Source organism: Streptomyces aurantiacus (assembly GCF_001418335.1).
Classification (GTDB): Bacteria; Actinomycetota; Actinomycetes; order Streptomycetales; family Streptomycetaceae; genus Streptomyces; species Streptomyces aurantiacus.
Genome location: NZ_LIPP01000035.1, coordinates 1 through 19,617 on the forward strand (window position 1 = coordinate 1; position 19,617 = coordinate 19,617).

The 19,617-nt window shown below is 66.5% G+C and carries 15 protein-coding genes and 1 pseudogene; 9 read left to right on the forward strand and 7 right to left on the reverse strand.

Annotated elements, in window-relative coordinates:
- Positions 1 to 203 precede the first annotated feature (203 nt).
- Entirely contained in the window at positions 204 to 1,232 is a 1,029-nt protein-coding gene (locus AOK01_RS05375) for a LysR family transcriptional regulator (protein WP_079103174.1), read from the reverse strand.
- 112 nt (positions 1,233 to 1,344) lie between these two features.
- Between AOK01_RS05375 and AOK01_RS05380 the strand changes: the two genes are divergently transcribed.
- The 3 genes from AOK01_RS05380 to AOK01_RS05390 all read left to right on the forward strand — a co-directional run bounded on the left by AOK01_RS05380 (position 1,345) and on the right by AOK01_RS05390 (position 4,168).
- Positions 1,345 to 2,241 (forward strand): NAD(P)H-binding protein, encoded by an 897-nt coding sequence (locus tag AOK01_RS05380; RefSeq protein ID WP_055508988.1) that lies wholly within the window; start codon positions 1,345 to 1,347, stop codon positions 2,239 to 2,241.
- A 68-nt stretch (positions 2,242 to 2,309) separates the two neighbouring features.
- Positions 2,310 to 2,693 (forward strand): darcynin family protein, encoded by a 384-nt coding sequence (locus AOK01_RS05385; protein WP_281181308.1) that lies wholly within the window; start codon positions 2,310 to 2,312, stop codon positions 2,691 to 2,693.
- A gap of 71 nt (positions 2,694 to 2,764) precedes the next feature.
- Positions 2,765 to 4,168, forward strand: coding sequence for an erythromycin esterase family protein (locus AOK01_RS05390; protein ID WP_055508949.1), 1,404 nt, complete (start codon positions 2,765 to 2,767; stop codon positions 4,166 to 4,168).
- A gap of 64 nt (positions 4,169 to 4,232) precedes the next feature.
- Here AOK01_RS05390 and AOK01_RS05395 read toward each other — a convergent pair whose 3' ends face one another.
- Positions 4,233 to 5,144 (reverse strand): helix-turn-helix transcriptional regulator, encoded by a 912-nt coding sequence (locus AOK01_RS05395; protein ID WP_079103176.1) that lies wholly within the window; start codon positions 5,142 to 5,144, stop codon positions 4,233 to 4,235.
- Between the two features lie 191 nt (positions 5,145 to 5,335).
- Here AOK01_RS05395 and AOK01_RS05400 point away from each other — a divergent pair, with 191 nt between their 5' ends.
- The 3 genes from AOK01_RS05400 (at position 5,336) to AOK01_RS05410 (ending at position 7,878) form a co-directional block, all read left to right on the forward strand.
- Positions 5,336 to 6,325 (forward strand): aldo/keto reductase, encoded by a 990-nt coding sequence (locus tag AOK01_RS05400; protein WP_055508952.1) that lies wholly within the window; start codon positions 5,336 to 5,338, stop codon positions 6,323 to 6,325.
- A gap of 9 nt (positions 6,326 to 6,334) precedes the next feature.
- Positions 6,335 to 6,769, forward strand: a complete 435-nt coding sequence (locus tag AOK01_RS05405; RefSeq protein WP_055508954.1) for a nuclear transport factor 2 family protein — start codon at positions 6,335 to 6,337, stop codon at positions 6,767 to 6,769.
- A gap of 116 nt (positions 6,770 to 6,885) precedes the next feature.
- Positions 6,886 to 7,878 (forward strand): NAD-dependent epimerase/dehydratase family protein, encoded by a 993-nt coding sequence (locus tag AOK01_RS05410; RefSeq protein ID WP_055508990.1) that lies wholly within the window; start codon positions 6,886 to 6,888, stop codon positions 7,876 to 7,878.
- A gap of 162 nt (positions 7,879 to 8,040) precedes the next feature.
- On the opposite strand, the gene AOK01_RS05415 is transcribed toward AOK01_RS05410, so the two are convergent.
- Positions 8,041 to 8,502 (reverse strand): ATP-binding protein, encoded by a 462-nt coding sequence (locus AOK01_RS05415; RefSeq protein ID WP_055508956.1) that lies wholly within the window; start codon positions 8,500 to 8,502, stop codon positions 8,041 to 8,043.
- Between the two features lie 211 nt (positions 8,503 to 8,713).
- Here AOK01_RS05415 and AOK01_RS05420 point away from each other — a divergent pair, with 211 nt between their 5' ends.
- A complete protein-coding gene (locus AOK01_RS05420) occupies positions 8,714 to 9,565 on the forward strand; it encodes a helix-turn-helix domain-containing protein (protein WP_055508959.1) in 852 nt (283 codons plus the stop codon).
- Positions 9,566 to 9,575: 10 nt separating this feature from the next.
- On the forward strand, positions 9,576 to 9,785 hold the full coding sequence (locus AOK01_RS05425) for a DUF397 domain-containing protein (RefSeq protein WP_055508961.1): 210 nt from the start codon (positions 9,576 to 9,578) through the stop codon (positions 9,783 to 9,785).
- A gap of 423 nt (positions 9,786 to 10,208) precedes the next feature.
- Here the strand turns inward: AOK01_RS05425 and AOK01_RS44325 are convergent, their stop codons facing one another.
- Positions 10,209 to 10,766, reverse strand: coding sequence for a hypothetical protein (locus AOK01_RS44325; protein ID WP_157871191.1), 558 nt, complete (start codon positions 10,764 to 10,766; stop codon positions 10,209 to 10,211).
- 304 nt (positions 10,767 to 11,070) lie between these two features.
- Here AOK01_RS44325 and AOK01_RS46425 point away from each other — a divergent pair.
- Positions 11,071 to 11,169 (forward strand): annotated as a pseudogene (locus AOK01_RS46425) (Scr1 family TA system antitoxin-like transcriptional regulator); the annotation flags it as partial.
- A 158-nt stretch (positions 11,170 to 11,327) separates the two neighbouring features.
- On the opposite strand, the gene AOK01_RS43370 reads toward AOK01_RS46425, so the two are convergent.
- The 3 genes from AOK01_RS43370 to AOK01_RS05435 form a co-directional block, all read right to left on the reverse strand.
- Entirely contained in the window at positions 11,328 to 11,654 is a 327-nt protein-coding gene (locus tag AOK01_RS43370; RefSeq protein WP_157871192.1) for a hypothetical protein, read from the reverse strand.
- A 311-nt stretch (positions 11,655 to 11,965) separates the two neighbouring features.
- A complete protein-coding gene (locus tag AOK01_RS43375; RefSeq protein WP_157871193.1) occupies positions 11,966 to 12,496 on the reverse strand; it encodes a hypothetical protein in 531 nt (176 codons plus the stop codon).
- Between the two features lie 9 nt (positions 12,497 to 12,505).
- Positions 12,506 to 19,561, reverse strand: coding sequence for an RHS repeat-associated core domain-containing protein (locus tag AOK01_RS05435; protein WP_055508965.1), 7,056 nt, complete (start codon positions 19,559 to 19,561; stop codon positions 12,506 to 12,508).
- Between the last annotated feature and the right edge of the window lie 56 nt (positions 19,562 to 19,617).

The window sequence follows — 19,617 nt, forward strand, 5'->3', positions numbered from 1 at the left end:
CCGGGGTTCGGATAACCGTAGCCGGGCGGCTGGTTCGGGGGCTGCTGAGGCTGTTGCGGCTGCTCGGTCACGGTCGTTGCTCCTGGGGACGGGAAAATGAATGAACAGAATCAAGTCAGGTCATCTTGCAGCAGAAACCCCGCGACAGAGAAGCCGGTTCGGCCGAGCACCGTGCACGGCCGAACCGGTACGACGGACCGGGATCAGTCCGGTTCCGGCTCCGACTCCAGTTCCGGCTCCAGTTCCGGCTCCAGTTCCGGCTCCAATTCCGGCTCCAATTCCGGTCCCGGTCCCGGCGGGACGTCGCCCCGTACGGTCCGGCGGACGGCGTCGCGCAGCCAGCGGTGACCGACGTCGGCCGCGTGACGCGGATGCCACGCCATGCCGATGGTCAGCGGCGGCAGGGGCAGCGGGATGTCCAGGAGCCGCAGGCCGAGCGCGCCGACCGCGTCCGTGAGCGGGGACGGCGCCTCGCCCGGCGGCGCGACGGGGACCAGGCACACGACGTCGCTGCGGGCGGCGAGCATCATCGCGGTCAGATGGCCGGGCAGGACGACGGTGACCCTCCTTCGGAGGTTCCGCTCGGCCAGCGCGCTGTCCAGCGGGCCGGTGAACCTGCCCCGGCGGCTCACCACCACATGGTCGGCGGCGGCGAGCCCTTCCGGTGTCAGGGGCCCTTCGGCCAGGGGGTGTTCCGGTCGCACGGCCGCCGCCAGCCGCAGGGTGACCAGTTCTTCGACCCGGGTCTCCGGGTCGACGTGGTCGATGGCGCCGACCTCCAGGTCGATCCAGCCGTCGCGCAGCGCCGGACCGGCCTCCATCTCCTCGGTGCGGAACCGCAGGGACACCCCGGGCGCCTCCTGCCGGGCCAGCCGCAGCAGGCCGGGCACGAGGGCCGCGCCGACCAGGTCGGCCGCCTGGAGGGTGAAGGTGCCGCGCAGCGCGGTGAGGTCGACGCCGGTGTCCGGCGAGAGCAGCGTCCCGACGCGGCGGACCACGGCGGCGGCCTCGTCACGCAGGGCCTGGGCGCGGGGCGTCGGGACCATGCGCTGTCCGGCCCGGACCAGCAGCGGGTCCTGGAGGACGCGGCGGAGGCGAGCGAGTGTGCGGCTCATCGCCGCGGGGGACGTGTGCAGGCGGGCAGCGGCGCGGGTGACGCTCTGCTCGGCCAGCAGAGCGTCCAGCGCGACCGCGAGATTCGCGTCGATGACAGGCTCTGGTGTGCTGCTCATAGGCGTAATTCCATTTCAGGCAATGATCCCGTGCTGAAGTTCCCATTGTGACAACGCCGGTGACCTCCGCACGATGGGTGCGTTCCGATCCGGCACGACCCACGAGGTTTTCATGATCGTCATTACTGCTCCCACCGGGAACATCGGCCGCCATCTGCTGCCGCTGCTCCTGGAGTCCGCCCCCGGCCGCGGTGAGGTGCTGCGCGTGATCGTGCGCGATCCCGCCCGGCTGCCCGACGCGGTGCGGGAGAGCGTCGAGGTGGTCACCGGCTCCCACGGTGACGCCGACGCCGTCGACCGGGCCTTCGAGGGTGCGGACGCCGTGTTCTGGCTCGTCCCGCCGGACGCCTCCCGGTCCCCGCGGGACGCCTTCTCCGGTTTCACCGGCCCGGCCGCCAAGGCCCTCGTCAGGCACGGCGTCGGTCATGTGGTCGGCGTCTCCGCGCTCGGCCGTGGCACCCCGGTCGCCGACCGCGCGGGACTCGTCACCGCCTCGCTCGCCCTGGACGACCTCATCGCCGGCACCGGCGTGGCCTACCGGGCGCTGGCCAACCCGTCCTTCTTCGAGAACCTGCTGGAGGAGGCCGGCTCCCTCCGCGAGAAGGGCGTCTTCACCGACACCGTGGCCGCCGACCGCAGGGCCCCGCTCGTGGCGGTCGCCGACATCGCGGCCGTCGCCGCCGGCCTGCTGACGGAGCGCTCGTGGACCGGCAGCGACAGCGTTCCGGTACTCGGACCGCGGGACCTGTCGCCCGAGGACCTGGCCCGCGTCATGACCGAGCAGCTCGGCCGCCCCGTACGCTACGAACGCCAGCCGCTCGACGAGCTGCACACCACCCTCGTCGGCCACGGCCTCCACGAGGCGTTCGTCCAGGGCCTCGTCGACATGAAGCGGGCCAAGGACGAGGGCCTCGACGCGGGTGTGCTCCGCACCTCGGCCACCGCGTCGCCCACCACCTTCGAAGAGTGGTGCGCCCGGACCCTCAGGCCGGCCGTCCTCGCCGGATGACGCACCACCCCCGCCGGAAAGCAGAACCGTCAGAATTGTCCACCGCTCCGCACCCGGAGGTACCCGTCGTGCCCACTGAGGAGACCGCACCGCCGGTCACCGCGTTCATGCTCATCAAGACCCAGCCCGAGTGGCTCGCCATGACGCCGCAGGAACGGCTGGACGCCTTCACCGGTCAGGTCCTCCCCGCCATCGAGGCCAGGACGTCCGGTGTCCGCTCACGCTTCTACGACACGGAGTTCTACTCCACGCGCGTCACCGACGTGTGGGTCTGGGAGGCCGACGACCACGACGCCTACCAGCGCCTCATCGACGCCCTGCGCGAAACCCCGTTCTGGGACCGCTACTTCGAGATCGTCGACCTCCTGGTCGGCACCGAGAACGGCTACGCCCGCACGTACGGCTTCGACCCCGTCGCCACCGTCACCACCGCCCCGGCCCGCGCGAGGTAGTGCCTGCGGTACCTGGAGGTGGGCAGTGCGTGGGTTGGTGAGACCCGTCGTACGCACGGGAATCTGAGGCCATGACGCGACGCAAGGCAGTAATCGTTCCCGCGGTCCTCCTCTCCCTCGGTGCACTGGCCGGAGTGGCTGTGGCGACTCCGGCCATGGGCACAACCGGGAACACGACGCAGACCCTCCCGCCGTCGACGCCGAGCGTGGTCGACGCCATCGAGCGCAGTGCCCACACCCTGCGCGGCACCGATCCCGAAGGCAGCCTGCGGGACCTGGACGCGCTGGGCCGGATGGTGAAGGGCGCCGAGGTGGTGGGCCTGGGCGAGGCCACTCACGGATCGCGGGACTTCTTCCGTATGAAGCACCGGGTGTTCCGTTATCTGGTGGAGGAGAAGGGGTTCAGGTCCTTCTCCCTTGAGCTTCCCTGGAGCAGTGGGGTGCGGGTCAACGACTACGTACTGCACGGCAAGGGGGACCTCAAGGACATCGCGCGGGACGAGTTCCAGGGCACGTACCGGATCTGGAACAACCAGGACTACCTCGACCTCATCGAGTGGATGCGCGACTACAACCGTCAGCACCCGAAGGACCCGGTGCAGTTCATGGGCGACGACATGGGCTACGCCGGGCCGGAGCTGTACGAGCGGGTGAACAGCTATGTGGCCCGCGACCAGCCGCGGTTGCGGGCACGCGTGGCCGAGCTCTACCGGGGTCTGCCGCCGACCACCGACGCGGCCACCTATTACGACGAGTACCTCCAACTGCCGCTGGCCGAACGCAAGAAGCGGGCGGAGCGGACGGGAGAGGTGTACGAGCTGCTGCGCAAGCAGCGCCCGGGCGTCGGCGTCGGCGTCGGCGTCGGCGTCGGCGCAGACCGGCAGAGGCATCTGTGGGCCGTGCAGCACGCGAGGGCCATCCATCAGATGGCAGAGGGATTCGCCTTCGACATCACCGACGAGACCCAGGTCGCGGCGATGATGAAGTACCGCGACCAGGTGATGGCCGAGAACGTGGCGTGGTGGCACCGGCACACCGGCGACCGGGTCCTGCTGTCCGCGCACAACACGCACGTGTCGTACGACTCGTTCGACGAGCGGTACCCCAAGACGCAAGGGGCTTTCCTGCACGACGCGTTGGGCAAGGACTACGTCAGCGTCGGCTTCAGCTTCTACGAGGGCTCCTTCAAGGCGTTCGGCGCGGACGACAACGTGATGCGGACCTACAGCGTGGGCGCCGCGAAACAGGGCAGCAACGAGGAGACCCTCGACAAGGCCCGCCAGGAGGACTACATCCTGGACATGCGCACGGCCCCCAACTCCGCACGCGCCTGGCTGAACACGTCGCGCGCCACCTGGAACATCGGCGCCGGCTGGCCCGACCCCACGGAGTACAAGGCCGCCCCCGCCAAGGCGCACGACATCCTCATCCACCTGCACGACGTGGAGGCGACCACGTACTTGGGCGCGCCCTGATCCTCGGCGGCGACCACCCAGCCGATCGCCCTTTACAGCTGAAATTCCGCCGCAATTTTGCCGGTCATGAATCCTTGTGGAATCGACGGTCGGCGATGTCGTCATCGGGGAATGTCTCGCGATCGGGGAACATTTCGCGCGCCTGGGTGAATTCTTGGATGCCGAGCACCCGCAGCAGCTCCAGCCGTTCGCGGGTCTCGTTGTCGGCGGGGGTGAGCACCATCAGCCGCTGCCGGTGGTCGAGTCCGGCGAGCGTCTCGACGTCCATGAGCAGCTCGCCCACGCGGGGATGAATCAGGGTTTTGCGATCTGTCCGTTTCACTGCCACCTCGTGCTCGGCCCACATGCGGCGGAAGTCGCTGTTCGCCGCCTGCAGCCGTGCGACGAACCCGGCCACGGCGGGATCGCCGGCATGCCGGCCGACAGCCGTGCGCAGGTCGGCCACGAGTTCGCGGGCGTGCCGTTCCTGCGCGCCGGGTGGGTGTGTGGCGCGAACAGCGGGATCGGTGAACCAGCGGTACACGAGGTAGCGCCGGTCGCCGGTGAACGAGGTCTGGTCACCCATGAGCAACAGGGCTGCCGGGTTCTGGGCGAGGACTTCCCCCAGGTCGGACAGGACCACCGCTGAAGTGTCGGTGAGCAGCTCCATCATGCGTACGAGGCCTGCGCGGGCCAGCTGAGCGAGCCCGTCAGTAGGCGGTGGCCGGTGGCCGGCAAGGTGGAACAGATGGTCGCGTTCGTCGTCGGACAGACGCAACGCGCGAGCCAGCGCCCCGAGCAGCTGCGTCGAGGGCTGACTGCTGCGGCCCTGCTCCAGGCGGGCGACGTAGTCCACCGATATCCCGGCGAACATCGCCACTTCTTCGCGGCGCAGGCCACGGCTACGGCGGCGGGGTCCTTGGGCCAGCCCGACCTCGCCCGGGTGGATCGCCTCGCGGCGACGGCGCAGGAAATCCGCCAGTTGGTCACGTTCCATGAGCCCATGCTCGCACTCGGGCGGTACCCCAACCAGGGAGCGGCACTCCGATGACAAATGCTCCTCTCCCGCCCGGTCCGGAACCGAAGCAGAGTGGGTGACAGGTCCACGAACGAGGCTCGTCAAGCCCGCTGAACCCGACGAACCCGACGAACCCGACGAACCCGACGAACCCGACGAAGGAGAAAACGATGCAGACACGCACCCTGGGCGCCACCGGCCCGACCGTTTCCGCGCTGGGTCTTGGTGCGATGGGCATGTCCGGCGCCTACGGCCCTGCCGACCGCGAGGAGAGCGTCGCCACCGTGCGCGCCGCGCTGGATGCCGGCCTCACCTTGATCGACACGGGTGACTTCTACGCCTCTGGTCACAACGAGTTGCTGCTGGCCGAGGCGCTGCGGGGCAGGCAGCGCGACAGCTATCAGCTGAGCGTGAAGTTCGGCATGCTCACCGCCCCCGACGGCGGGTTCATCGGCATCGACGGCCGTCCCGAGGGGATGAAGAATTTCCTCGCCCATTCCCTGACCCGGCTGGGCACCGATCATGTCGACGTGTACCGCTTGGCGCGGCTGGACCCGGCGGTGCCGATCGAGGAGACGGTGGGGGCGGTCAAGGAGATGGTCGACGCCGGGTACGTACGGCACATCGGGCTCTCGGAGGTCGACGCCGACACCGTGCGTCGAGCTCACGGCGTGCATCCGATCAGCGACCTGCAGATCGAGTACTCGCTGCTGTCGCGGTCGCCGGAAGCAGACGTACTGCCCACGCTGCGTGAACTCGGCGTCGGCATGACCGCACACGGCGTTCTCAGCCGGGGTCTGCTCTCCGGACGCTGGAGGGCCGACAGCACCATCGGTCCTGCGGACTGGCGCTCCTTCGATCCGCGGTTCGCCGCTGGGAACGTGGAGCACAACCTCACCCTCGTGGAGGCCCTGCGCCAGGTCGCCGGGGCGAAGGGGTGCACCGTCGCCCAGCTGGCCATCGCCTGGGTGGCCGCGCAGGGCGAGGACATCGTGCCGCTGGTCGGCGCCCGTTCCCGCGACCGGCTGGCCGAGGCGCTGCCTGCCACGGAGGTACACCTCACCGTGGACGACCTCGCCGAGATCGAGAAGGCGGTCCCGGACCGCGCCGCGCGCGGCAGCCTCGACGCGTCCGCCGCCCTGACCGAGATCCTGGGCTGAGGAGTTCACGTGTCCCCTGAAGAGATCCGCGCCGGCTCACTCGCAGCCGTCACCACCTACTTCGATGCGTTCGAGGCCGGCGACCTGGTGAAAATGACGGACGTCCTCGCCGCCGACGTCGTACACACCCTGGCGATGTCCTTCGACGGCGGTGTCGAGCCCGGCCTCGTCCTCGCCGGCAGGGACGAGGTGCTGGGGTTTCTCTCCGGCATCCTGCGGCAGGTCAGCCGTCGTGACCTGTCCGACCGGCGCACCACCGCCGGCGAGGACGGGAACACCGTCTTTGTCGAAGCCGTCGGTGATGCCGAGATCGCAGGCTCGGGCATCTCCTACAAGAACGTGTACGTGTTCAAGTTCGAGTGCGCCGACGGCCAGGTGAAACGCATCACCGAATACGCCAACCCGGTCGCGGCCCACAAGGCGCTGAACATCCCGCTGGGCTGACCCCTCCCCCCGCAGGGATGACCCGCCGATTCACACCGAATGCATCTACACCGATGCACATTGCCATTGGCGACAACGACTACGACTACGACTACGATAAGGACAAGGAGTTTTCCATGCGTGTCTTCCTCACCGGTGGAAGTGGCTTTCTCGGTCAGCACCTGATCGGCCAGTTGCGTGCCGAGGGCCACAGTGTTGTCGCCCTGGCCCGCTCCGCCGCCAGTGCGCAGACGGTGACCGAGGCCGGAGCCCAGTCGGTACGCGGCGACCTGGCCGAGCTGGCCGGTCAGGGGGATCCGGCGGTTCCTCCGGCCTGGCTCGATCACCTGCACGACTTCGACGCCGTCGTGCACGCCGCGGCCCGCATGGAGTTCTGGGGCAACGATGCCGGCTTCCGCGCCGACAACTACGACCCGACCGTCGCCCTGCACGCGGCCGCTGCCGAGGCGGGAGTGTCCCGGTTCGTGCTCATCAGCGCCTCCGGCGTGTCGATCGGCTCCCAACGCGCCGCCGTGGTCGACGAGAACACCGACAACGGCACCCCGGCCATCGCCTACTGCCGGGTCAAGCTGGCCACCGAGAACGCCTTGCGCGATGCCGCGTCGCCGGGGATGACCCTGGTGATCCTGCGACCGCCGTTCATCTGGGGCCAGGGAATGACCACCATGGCCGAGGCGGTCGACGCCGCCCGTAAGGGGCGTTGGATGTGGATCGACCACGGCCGCCACATCATGGACTTCGTCCACGTCGACAACCTCGCCGACGCCATAGTGCTGGCCCTCACGCACGGTCACGACGGCACGCCCTACTACGTCACCGACGGCACCCCCATGGCGATCCGTGACTTCTTCACCGCCCTCATGGCCACCCAGGGTGTCGACGTCGCCGAAAGCCGGAGCGTCCCGCTGGCGATCGCAGCGCCGATCGCGGCCCTCGCGGACGGCGGCGCCCGCCTGCTCCGTAGGCGTACCGCGCCACCGCTCACCAATTGGCTGATCGCCTCCATGGGCCGCGACCGCGCCTACGACATCAGCGCAGCCCGCGCCGACCTCGGCTACCGACCGCGAGTGAGTCTCGATGCCGGCCTGCTGGAGATGGCGCCTAGCTGATCAGACACACCAGGACGGATTCTGCGGACTCATCCGGAATGGCGATCACGCACCACGCATCGCAGACGATCGTGCAGAAGGCTACTCACCCTCCGGTGACCAACTCACCCTTCGGCGACTCGGGGCCAGTGCTGAACGAGCTTGAGGGGGCTCGGTCCGGGCCTATACCCCCGGAGCACGCCACTCCGCCCAGACCTCCTTGCCACCGCCGTTGCGGCGGCCGTTGACCAGGAGATAGTGGCCCCACTCGTCGGCACACACCTGCGTCAGCCAGAGCCCGCGTCCGCTTTCGGCGTCCGGCTCGGGCCCCGTCGCAGGCCCCGGCCACCGCGGCGGCGGATACGGACTGCTGTCCCACACACTGAGCCGCAACCGCCCATCGGTGCGTACGAGCCGCACGGCGACGGAATCCCGCGTACAGGCGAGGGAGTTGGTGACCAGCTCCGAGGCGACGAGCTGAGCGTTGTCGAGAACGGTGGGGTTCGCCTGGTGTCGAGTGAGAACGGCCCGCACATGGGCCCGGACGATGCCCGGCCCGAAGGGCGAGTTGGGAATGCGGAGCGCGTACTCCCAGTCGTCGTCGAGCGGCGAGTCGGCGAGGTGTTTGAGGGCGAGTTCGGTCATGGCCGTAACTCCTCTGTGCGTTAAGGGGGTTGATGGGAGGAGTGAAGAGAGGTGGGGTGACGCGGGCGGTGGCTCTGCCGCGATGCGGTGCTCTTCCGGGACCCCCGGCGCCACGGTGGGTGTTTGCTTCGACACCGAAAGTAAGGCATCGGGGGTAGAGTTACTACTCAATACGGAAGACCATTACCCCAATGAGTGAGAGAGGCGCTGCATGCCACCAAGGGAAACAGCGACCATCCGGCAGCAGCGTGTTGGCGCTGAACTGCGCAAACTCAGAGAGGGAGCGGGCCTGACCGCCCGGGAGGCGAGCGCGCTGCTGAGCGTCAACGCGGCGCGCATCAGCTCCATCGAGGCCGGACGCTTCGGCGTCAGCGCGGACCGAGTTCGCATGTTCGCCCACAGCTACGGCTGCTCGGACGAGCCATACATCGACGCACTCGCGGCCATGACCGCCGGCCGAGGCCGCCACTGGTGGGACGAGTACCGAGAGGCCCTGCCGTCAGGCCTTCTCGACCTGGCCGAGTTGGAACACCACGCGACCGCGATCCGCACCGCTCAAGTCGCCCACGTCCCCGGCCTGTTCCAGACGGTCGACTACGCCCGGCTGATTTTCCGGCAGTCCATCCCCCGGCTGTCACCACCGGAGGTCGATTACCGGGTCACCCATCGCATCAAACGTCAAGGGATCCTTTTCGCGGTCGACCCGACGCCTTACACAGCGATCATTCATGAGGCCGCCCTGCGCATGAGGTTCGGCGGCAAGGACGTGACCCGCGAACAGCTGGAGCACATCGCCGAGATGAGTGAGCGGGACCACGTCACCGTCCTCGTCATCCCCTATGAAGCCGGTGTCTTCCCCGGCGCGGGCCAAACCGTTCTGTACGCCGACGGCCCTGTCCCCCGGCTGGACACCGTGCAACTGGACGCCGAACATGGGTCCGTATTCCTCAACGCGGACCTGCAACTGGAGAAGTACCGCGTCTTCATGGCCCGCTTCGAGTCCGTCGCCCTTGCGGAGACGCCATCCCGACAACTGATCCACGAGATCATCAGCGACCTGTGAAAGGCCACAAGTGCCGACCCTCCACTGGCAGAAGTCGTCCTACAGCAGCGAGGGAAACAACTGCCTCGAACTCGCCACCGCCCCCGACGGCACACTCCGCCTCCGCGAATCCGACAACCCCACCACGACCCTCACCCTGCGCACACCCGACCTGGCATCCCTCCTGACAGCCGCACGCCGAGGCATATCCAGGACGGGCCGCAAAGGCAGGGACACCTGAGCGTCGCAATCACCGGCGAGGGCGGACCCGATCGACATATTTCGTCCAACGTTACTCCGGCGGCAGCCTCCGACACGAAGCCGAGGCCGCGTGCAAAACCCGCCTGCCCCTCAGACGTGTGCGTTGTCATCACGACGCCAACTGACGGCCCCTCTCCCCTTCCAACTTCGTCCGCCGCCTGCACGGACTTTTCAACCGGGCCGAACTCCGACGGGTCCGCTTCGACTACGTCCGACACTCGATCATGACCCTTGCTCCTGGATCAGAGCGTCGAACCGTGACTACTGGCCAGCCCGACGACGGCGACGACCCACCACTCTGCGCGGTTCCCGTCCACTGACGTTGCCGTCAACTACTGCCGTCAGAAACCCGAGGAGCTCCGCCGGAAACAATTCCGGCGGAGCTCCTCGAAATACGGTCAGCCTACTTTGTGAGGCCAATACTCCGCTGACCACTCCACGTAGAAGAAAATTCCAACGTCAACGGATCGACGTCCGCTGCTCCTGACAGGAAAATCGCCCACCAGAGCTCTTCGCAGGGAACATGAGCCTCCCCTTTCGTGTCTACCCAAACACAGACTCTTCCATTTTCATCGACGGTTACATCCCACCAGGACCACGCCCGAAGATCCGGGTCGAAGCAATAGATCCAATCCCCTGCATTCCAGGGGCGACCATCTCTCGCGTCCTGATATCCACGCTTACCTTCACTTCCAATTGGATCTCCCGGAACATCCCCGACTTCACCGCTAGAAAGATTCAGGAACCAGGACGGCAGCGTGTCTTCTGAAACGTCATCGTTCTCAAAGTCGGCCGACCTGGAGATCTCTACGGCTCCGGCAATCAAGCCCCTGAGGCGCTGGGCATACTTCACACTATCCGCCACAGGTGTGACCGCAAACAGCCCCAGGAGACTGATCGGGTCCTCCGAGGGGCGCTCTCTCAGGCGGCGCCCCTCACTTGCAGAATCGTAACGACTCATCAAATCCATCCTATCCAATGATCCGACCTGATCCCGGGACGATGGCCTCCATTAGCCCAGGGATGTGGTGATCACGGAGGCCGAACAGTCCAGGCCCATCAGACTGATCTGGCGCCATTTTAAGGGCTCGGTTCCATTCGCGCTTCGTTCCCGACCAGCTGGGCGGCTTGCGTTGAGGCAGGGAGGCTGCTGAAAGCTGCCGAACATAGGAGGTCGGCACGTCGAAGGCAACTAGCTGATCGCCCTTAAAATCGGTCGAATGGCTGATGTCGCCAGTCATTTTGCAGTGCAGCGATCCAGATAGCGCCAGGGGGTTCTCTACAGCAACACCCCGACGCAGTACGCCGGGATCATCCATGAGGCCGCTCTGCGTATGCAGTTCGGCGGCCCCGGGGTCATGCGGGAAGATGGGTCGAATCAGCCACTATGCCAATTTTCCGGAATTGATGCATCACGCAAACGATCTCACTTCATTCGCGCATTGCGCAGCTTATCGGATGCAGATTTCAGATTGGTGAACAGTGCATGTGCATGCCTTTCATGCAGAGCCGAACCTGCCGCCTATTGCGCCCTCTCGTGCGCTTGAGAGAAGTCACGCCACGCCTCGTAGATCGACTTTGTACACTCCCGGAGCAGCACGGAGCATTCAGCTAGTTGATGCATAGATAGCTCATGCTTTCCTTCCACGCCAATCCAGATGTTGAACCTCGCGTCCTCGGCTATAAATTCACCAACCAGTTCCACCAGATCGTTGCCGAGCATCTCGCTACTCAACATCAACAGGACCAGATTCGTGGCTGGCGCTGCTGTTGGACCTGTTATTTCCTCCGGAGTTGGCCATTGCCCGGGCATCTCTTCCAGCCACGCCCAGTCATCAGGTACTGACATCTTCTTCCCCTGTCACCCAGCATTGTGTCGCCGGATCAAGTACTTCGTCAGCGCAATGGATGACGACATATTCGGGAGATCTGTGACCCCTCCTGCGCGTAGAACTTCAACACAGTAGGTAATACAACTTCGACTGTCGACGTTGTAGCGGCCAAGGCCCTCGGCAAGCCCTCAGCCCCACCGGCAACGATCCCGACGACTCACCCGCCACAGCCGTCGTCCGCTGACGTTGCCGTCACCGTTGCCGTCAAACACCCAAGAAGCCCCGCCGGAAACATCCGGCGGGGCTTCTGCTCTAACAGACGATCAGGCTAGTCAAACTGATATCTGATCCAGTCCGTTCCGCCTATCGGAACCACTCCTGCTTCCGCAAGCCGCTTGGCATCTGCCGTGTAGTAATGGCTGGCCACCCGTGATCGCGCGCCCGACATGGTGTTCTCCACCCAAGCGCCCTTACACATGGACTTCCTGGCACGCTCCCACAACCTTTTCCAAACTTTCACGAGTGCCACTTCATCGGTCATAGCCGCCAGGACCGACTCTCTCAGAATGGCGTCCGATTGCTCACCAAGGTTGATGAATAGAGAGTCCGGATTCCTCTTTACGTAATCGAGGGATGAAGTGGCACTCAGATCGACGGAAGAAGGGTTCAGGGAAATACGATCAATGCCGTCACTGCATCTCGTCTTTCCACCTTCTTCCCTAACCTCACCCACCAGTTGCACTTGATAGATGGGGAAGAAGCGCTCCTCCACCAGGAGCATCCCCGAGTCGCGGGCCCACTCCAGGGCCATCTGATAGATCTCTTGACGGCCACCGTGGAACTGAAGCGTTACTTTCATCGCGACTCGCTAGTTGTAGGCAACGAAGTGCATTGGGATCCCGATACCTTCGAGATCCTGTAGCGCTTCCGCTTCTCGTTTGATTGGGGCACCAGATCGCATCGTCTGCTTTCCGACGTTGATCCCATACATGCTGCCGTCTGGTCTTTGCACAAGAACATCAGGGCGACGGGAACCCTTGAATCCTCCAGGCGTAGCAAACTCCCTTTCAGGCAACCCGCCACCTCCCGCAATCACCTGCCCATCCGTTACCTGGTCGCCAACCTCGGTGATCTTCAAGTTGTGCGGCCCTGTACCTGCCGGCTTGGGTCCACGCATCATTGCGGGCTTTCCACCGTCAGCGCAGTCGCATATCGACCTGTGGCTAGGGAGGGATCCGCCACAGTTATGTACCAGGACCGGCGTCTCCCCCGCCAGCACATAGTACGTGTGGACGTCGCGGATGGTCAGGTCGTGGGTGCGCTGGCGCTTTTCGTAGTCGTGGGTGGCCGTGAGGGTGGCGGTGTCTCCGTCTGCGGTGCGGAGGGTCATGCCGGGTGTGAGGTCGCCGGCTTCGATCCACTGCTGGGCGGAGGGGGACCAGAACGGGTGATTGACGGTCGATGTGAGTGTGGCGACTGAGAGATTGCCGTCTGCCCCGCTCGCTACTGATCCGTGCTTGTCTCCGGCCTTCTCGTCCGACTTCTCGTCCGACTTCTCGTCCGACTTCTCGTCTGCTCCGCCGTTTTTTGTTTCGATGGTGAGATCGACGAAATGCTTGTCATTCTTGGTGGAGATGGTGCGGACGACTTCGCGGACGGTCGTCTTACCGGTCTTGGGGTCGGTCGCGATGATCTTGTCGCCGAGTTTGATGTCCTCGATCGACTTGGTCTTGCCGTTGGCCGCGAGAACCTTCGTGCCGGGTAGGAAGCTGTGCTTCTTGCCGGATTTGCAGGAGTCGCCGGCTTCCGGGGCTGCTTCCGCTGCCGCCTTCCTCGCTTTGGCGAGTTTGTCCCGTGCTCGTGCGAGTGCGGCGTTGGCCTTGCTGACCCGCTTGGTGGCGCTGATCATGTCCATCGCGCCGCCGACGATGTCGCCGACGAGGCCGACGACCCGTTTGGCCAGTCGGGCTCCCTTGGCCCAGTCCCAGGGGGCGCCGTACTTCGCGAGGATCTTTCCTGCGATGCCGCCGGCGAAGCTTCCGGCGACGTTGAGGAGGGTTTCGCCGCAGGCGCCCATGTCGCCGGTGGAGACGCAGTCGAGCGCGGCGTCGATACCGAGGATGTCCCGAACGATCGTGACGAGTGCCTTGGCGGCGCGGATCGTGCGCTGCTTGGACGAGGCGTACTGCTGCTCGGCCGCCCACTGCTCCCCAGCAGCCCTGGACTCCTCCACCTTCTCCTCGGTGGGACCGGATCCCGCACCGCAGTCGCTCCACCCGTGGCAGCGTGACGTGTAACCCTCGCGGATCATGCCGGTGGGGTCGGAGAGCGTGGTGGGGTTGTTGTCGGCATAGGCGTAGCCGTTGATCTGCTGCGGGCTGGTGTAGTCGATGACCGGGTCGACGGAGATGAACTTGCCGAGTTCGGCGTCGTAGGAGCGGGCCCCGATGTGGGTCAGTCCGGTGGACTCGTCGATGGTGCCGCCGACGAAGCCCTTCTCCCCGGGCCAGGTGCCGACAGGCTCTCCGCGGTCGACGCCGTAGGGGTCGGAGCGGCGCTGGGTGATCGCTCCGGTGGCGGCGTCGATCGCGAGTTCGCCGGTGCCGTGATGGTCGGCGGACAGGAAGGCGAGTTTGTTGTCGCTGGTGCGGATGGCGACGGTCTGGCCTGCGTGGCTGTAGTAGCGGGTCGCCTTGACCGTGGAGGAGCCCGCCGCGAGGGAGAGTTCCATGCCGGGCAGGTAGACGGTGGTGGCCTTGGGATCCTTACGGATCATCCGGGAGCCGTCGGGACCGTAGAGGAAGGTGCTGTCGCCCTCCGCGGTCTTGATCTTGGCGGGTTTGCCGGTGGCGTCCCAGTCGATGCTCTGGGTATTGCCGCCGATGACGCGGGTCTTGGTGTTGCCGGCGTCGTCGTAGGTGTAGGTGGACTGGTTGTCACCGGTCGGGGTGTTCTCCACGACCTTGGTGACCTGGTGCGGGCCGTCGCCCGCCGCACCCGCGCCGCCGTAGGTGTAGGTGCGGGTGACGTCCTTGGCCGCGTCCCGGCCGGTGTCGTGGACGACTTCCTTGTTGCGGTTGCCGATCGAGTCGACGCTGTAGGACTTCCAGTACGGGGCCGGCCCGCCCAGCGCGTTCGTCCCGGGCGCGGCGTCGCAGGCGGCGGGCCTCGATCCTTCGAGTCCGGTACTGCCCACGGTGCCCGCGCCCTGCGCCGCGCCACCGGTGGCCGCCGGCGTCCAGGCATCCTTCAGACGGGCCCCGGCATCGTAGGCGAAGCACTGCACATCGGTGGTCGCCGTGGAGCCGGCATTCGCGGTGTCCGAGATCGACAGGACGTTGCCGGCCTGGTCGTACGAGTACGAGGACCGCTTCGCCGGAGCACTCGCGCCGGCGATGTCCACGCTCACGGTGCGCAGACGCCCCGTGCCCGGCTCATACTCGAAGGTCTGCCCGACCTTCTTCCCGCTGCCGGTGGACAACTCCATCCCCAGCACCTGACTGATACCGGAATAGGTGGTGTTCGTGACGTACGACGTGCTGCCGGTCAGGGTCGTGGGGCGCTGGAGCTCGTCGTAACCGTAGGCCAGAGCCTCGGCGGCAAGGCCGCCGGCGGCGGGCAGACCGGTGCCCCGCACGGTGCCGTCACGGTTGTAGGACGTGGTGAACTCGTAACTGCCCGCGAGCGCACCCTCCGAGGCGGGCACCGCGTACGTGGTCTTCAGCGGGCGGTAGAACTCATCCATCGAGGTCACCGCGGAGCCGATGTACTGGGTCGCGTTCACATACCGCATCGAGGCCCAGGCCTGACCCAGCCAGCCCGCCTTGTCGTAGCGGGTCTCGGTCAGCTTGGTGCCGGTGGTCGGCTCGCCCTCCCACGTGAACGTCGGCCGGGACAGCGAGTCGTACTGGGTGGAGACCTTCTTGCCATTGCCGTCGATCGCCCAGTCCACCCGGTCGAGCACGTCGTAATGCGTCTGGGACGTCCCGGCGTCGGGGTCGACGGACTTGATCCTGCGGCCCAGTTGGTCGTACTCGTAGCTCCAGACATTGCTCTTGGCGTCCGTGACGGTCCTGAGCTGACCGTTCAGGGTGTAGCTGTACTTCGTCTCGTCGTAGCCGAGCGCCGCGTCGGGACGGTCCCCGTGGTAGTGCCGCAGGGCAGTGGTACGGCCCTCGCCGTCGGTGACGGAGGTGGTGGCGATGCCACCCGTGGGCGGGTCGGTGTGGGTGAACTCGCCGTCGTAACGGGTGGTGGTACGCCACTGTTCGGTGCCGGAGTGCAGATCGATCGTGGCGGTGGGCCGGCCCAGGCCGTCGTACTCGGTGCGGGTCTGCGCACCGACGGCGCCGTTTCCGGCGATCAACAACTCGTCACTGGGGACGCCCGCGGCCCGGTAGGTGGCATTGGTCTTGGTGACCTTGCCCGCGCCGTCGTACCAGGCATCGGCGACCATCCGGGTGCCACCGGGACCCTCGGTCTGCTTCTGCCGACCACGCAGCAGACTGTCGAACAACTCGTACTCGACGCCGTAACTGCCGTCGATCTCGACCTTTTCGGTCTTGATCGCAACCGGCTTGTCGGTACGCACCAGGTAGGAATACTTGATGCTGGGCGTCTGGGACGTGCTCCGGTCGGGCAGCCAGACAGAGGTCAGACGGCCGATCGCGTCATGGGCGAGATCGGTGCGCCTGCCGTTGGGGTCCGACTGCCCGGTCGACGCGCCGCGAGCCGGGTTGTAGTCGGTGGTCGTGACATGCCCGGCCGCATTCGTGACGGCCGTCCTGGTCAGCAGGCCGTTGACCTCGGTGTAGTCGGTCCTGGTCTCATTGGCCTTGGCGTCCTTCTGCCACACCGGACGTCCGAAGGCGTCATAGCCGGTGGTGCCGGTCACCTGATAGGTGGCGGTGGTCCCGTCGTGGGCGGTCATCCGCTCGACCTTGGTCGCGTCACCCTGGGTGGGCGCCGCGCCGTACGCGCCGTTGTCGTACGAGGTGCGTTCGTCGGCCAGAACCTGCTTCGAACGATCGGCCGCGGTCCCGCACTCGACCGTGACGACCTCACTGCGCGAGGGCAGGGACAGGATGTTCTTGTCGGTGTTGTCCGCGTAAGAGGTGCGGGTGCAGGTGTCGTCGGAGGCGGTGGACACGTCTCCGAGATCCTCGACATGAGTGACGCGCCCGGTATGGGTGGCAGTGTCGTAGGTGGTGAGACTCCTGGTCTCACGCCAGCCACCGGCCGACAGCGGAGTGAAGCCCCGCTGGACCCTCGGCCTGGAGATCACCGCGTGCCGTGTGCCCCAGTCACGGGTCTGCGTGGCCGTGTTGAACTTCCACGGCTCGCTGATCGTCCGCGAGACCACCTTGGAACCGTCGTAGGTGACGGCTTCCAACTCGTGCCCGGTGTACTCCTCCGCATCCGTGAACTCCGAGCCCTGGGAGTCCTTCACCTTCACACTGCGGGTGGCACCGTCGGCGTCCTTGTCGCCGTCCATGCCCTGCATGTACGTGTAGTCGATGCGGGTGGACTGCTTGTCCGCGGTGCCGCTGGTGACCGAGACCTTTCCGTAGCCCTGCCAGTTGCCCCAGGTCAGGAACTTGCTTTCGGTGATCCCGTCGGGTTTGGCCTTTCGCCAGGCCGCGTCGCCCTGGTAGGCGTAGCGGGTGACGATGCCTTCGCTGCCGCCGGTGCGGTCGGTCTCGATGATCTCGGCGACGACGTACTTGTGGAACCAGTCGGTGATCGGCTCCAGATAACCCGGGGGCGCCCACCGCACCGGATAGCAGCGCTTGGTCGACTCACCCGGCTTGGGCAGGGCGGACTTCTCACAGTTGGTGGGCGCGTAGTTGACGTCGAGCTGGGAGCCGGTCTCGCTCAGGACGGTGGTCAGTCGGTAGCGGTGGAAGGGGGCGATGTTGTCGCCGATCGCGTCCACCCGGTTGGCCAGCTGCTCACCGAACAGCTCGATGGCCGGCATCTTGACCGCCGTGCCGTCCCGGCCCTCATGCTGGATCTTGTACAGCCACAGCGCCTTGGAGTCGTCGCCGTTGTCCTGGAACAGGTGCGTGAAGGACCAGTGGTCCACGTCCTCGTAGTTGGTGGTGTCCGTGCGGATCTGGGAGGTGACCCCGGTCAGCCGCTTGGTGGTGAAGAAGGTCTGGCCGACCGTGCACTTGGTGCTCGCCGCGCATTCCTGGTCGACCGGTACATCGGGCCAGTTCGCGGCATTCGCCTTGGTGCGTTTCGAAGTCGCGCAGTCGAAGGTGTCGGTGGGCAGGCAGCGTTCGGCGACCGTGAAGTTGATGCGGGCCGGAGCCTGGGCGGCATAGGACTTGCCGTCGCGCTGACCGTAGTCGATGCGCTTGAGGTAGCCGCCACGGTGGTAGGCGGCGCCGTTGACGTCCGTCTTGCCGTTCAGGGCGTAGTAGTTGGTCTCCGGCGCGTAGAAGTAGGACATCACGTTGCCGTGGGCGTCCTTGACGTGGTCAAGGCTCCAGCGCCAGGCCTGCTCGCAGTGCGCGGAGGAGAAGGTGGCGTCGTAGCAGGGCTCACCGGAGTCGTCGCCGAAGACCGGAGCGGTCCAGGTGGACTTGGTCTCCTCGTTGCCGCCGGCCCAGCCGGGCAGGCGGTTCAGCCCGAAGTAGTACTCGGTGCCCTCACTGGTGGTGACGACCCAGTGCTCTCCGTCGTTGTCGCCGTTCGTCGCGCCGGTGCGCTTCTCGACCTTGGCGCCGTCGTCGCTGGACAGGTGCCACTTCTTGGTGGTGTCGTCCTGGACCAGCTCACTGGACTGCCCGTTCAACAGGATGGTGGCGTTCTCGAACGCCCAGCACTGCTCGCCCGACCCGGCATGCCCGTCGTCCGAGCAGGGCTTGTAGCGGCGTTCGATGTAACCGGGGTCGTAGGAGAAACCGTCTCCGGCCCAGGATCCCTGGTTGTTCGTGGCCGCGGTGCGGCCGTCGGCGGACTGCGAGGAGTAGCCCAGCCCGACCGTCGGCACCAGACCACCCGGAGTGGGAACAGCCTTCAGCGGATAGTTCCAGGAGAAGCCGCCGGAGGAGGCCGCCACGTTCCAGCTCGACGCGGGCGCCAGCGCGGTCGCCTTGTAAGTGCCCTGGGCCGAGGACGGACCGGCCGCGACCGCGAACAGACTGGCGGCACCGGCCTCTTCAGCAGAAGTACCGGCTGCCTCGGGGGCTGCGGTCACGTCGGCGGACAGCGTCCGGCTCTGCGGGTTGTTCGTGGTGGGCAGCACCTTGGGCTCGGCCGGGCAGGCCTTGCTGCCCGGAGCTGCCACCGCCGCACACGGCGGCAACTCGACCAGGCGCAGACGTGAGCCATAGGAGCCTCCGTAGCCCTCGGCGAAGGAGGAGTAGTCCACGCTGAGCCGTACTGGTGCGGAGCGTCCACCGCCGTCGGCGCGCTCCACCTTGAGTACGGCACTCGCGCCCAGACGTTCGGCGTCGGCCGTGCCCAGGACATCCACCACGATCTTGTCCGGGGCGGTGCCCTCCTTCTTGTCCTTGGCCTTGTCCTTGGCCTTGTCCTTGGCCTTGCCCTCGGCCGCGTTCTTGGCGGGGGCGGCCGCGACGGGAAGCGAGCCGATCTTCACCTCACGGGGCGACTTCGTCCCCGCGTCACCGACCGCAATCTCCGCGCTGGCCTTGCCCGGCCAGGACGGCTTGTCCAGGCGTGGATCGGAGTTCTTCTTCATCGGATTCGCCGGCCGCTCGGCGGCCTTGCCCGACTTTCCCTGGACCACCGGGACCGTGTCCTTGGCCCGCTCCAGCTCCGTCGGCTTGTCCTCGGCGAAGGCCACCGGTGACAGCAGACCGCCGCCGAGCGCGAGAGACAGAACAAGCGTCAGGGAGCCCACCACCCGTCTGGGTATGAACTGGTCGACCAACCGGCCACGGAACGGCATCAGAACTCCACCCATCGATAGCGGCGCGCGCGGGCACACGGACATGGCGGCCCGGC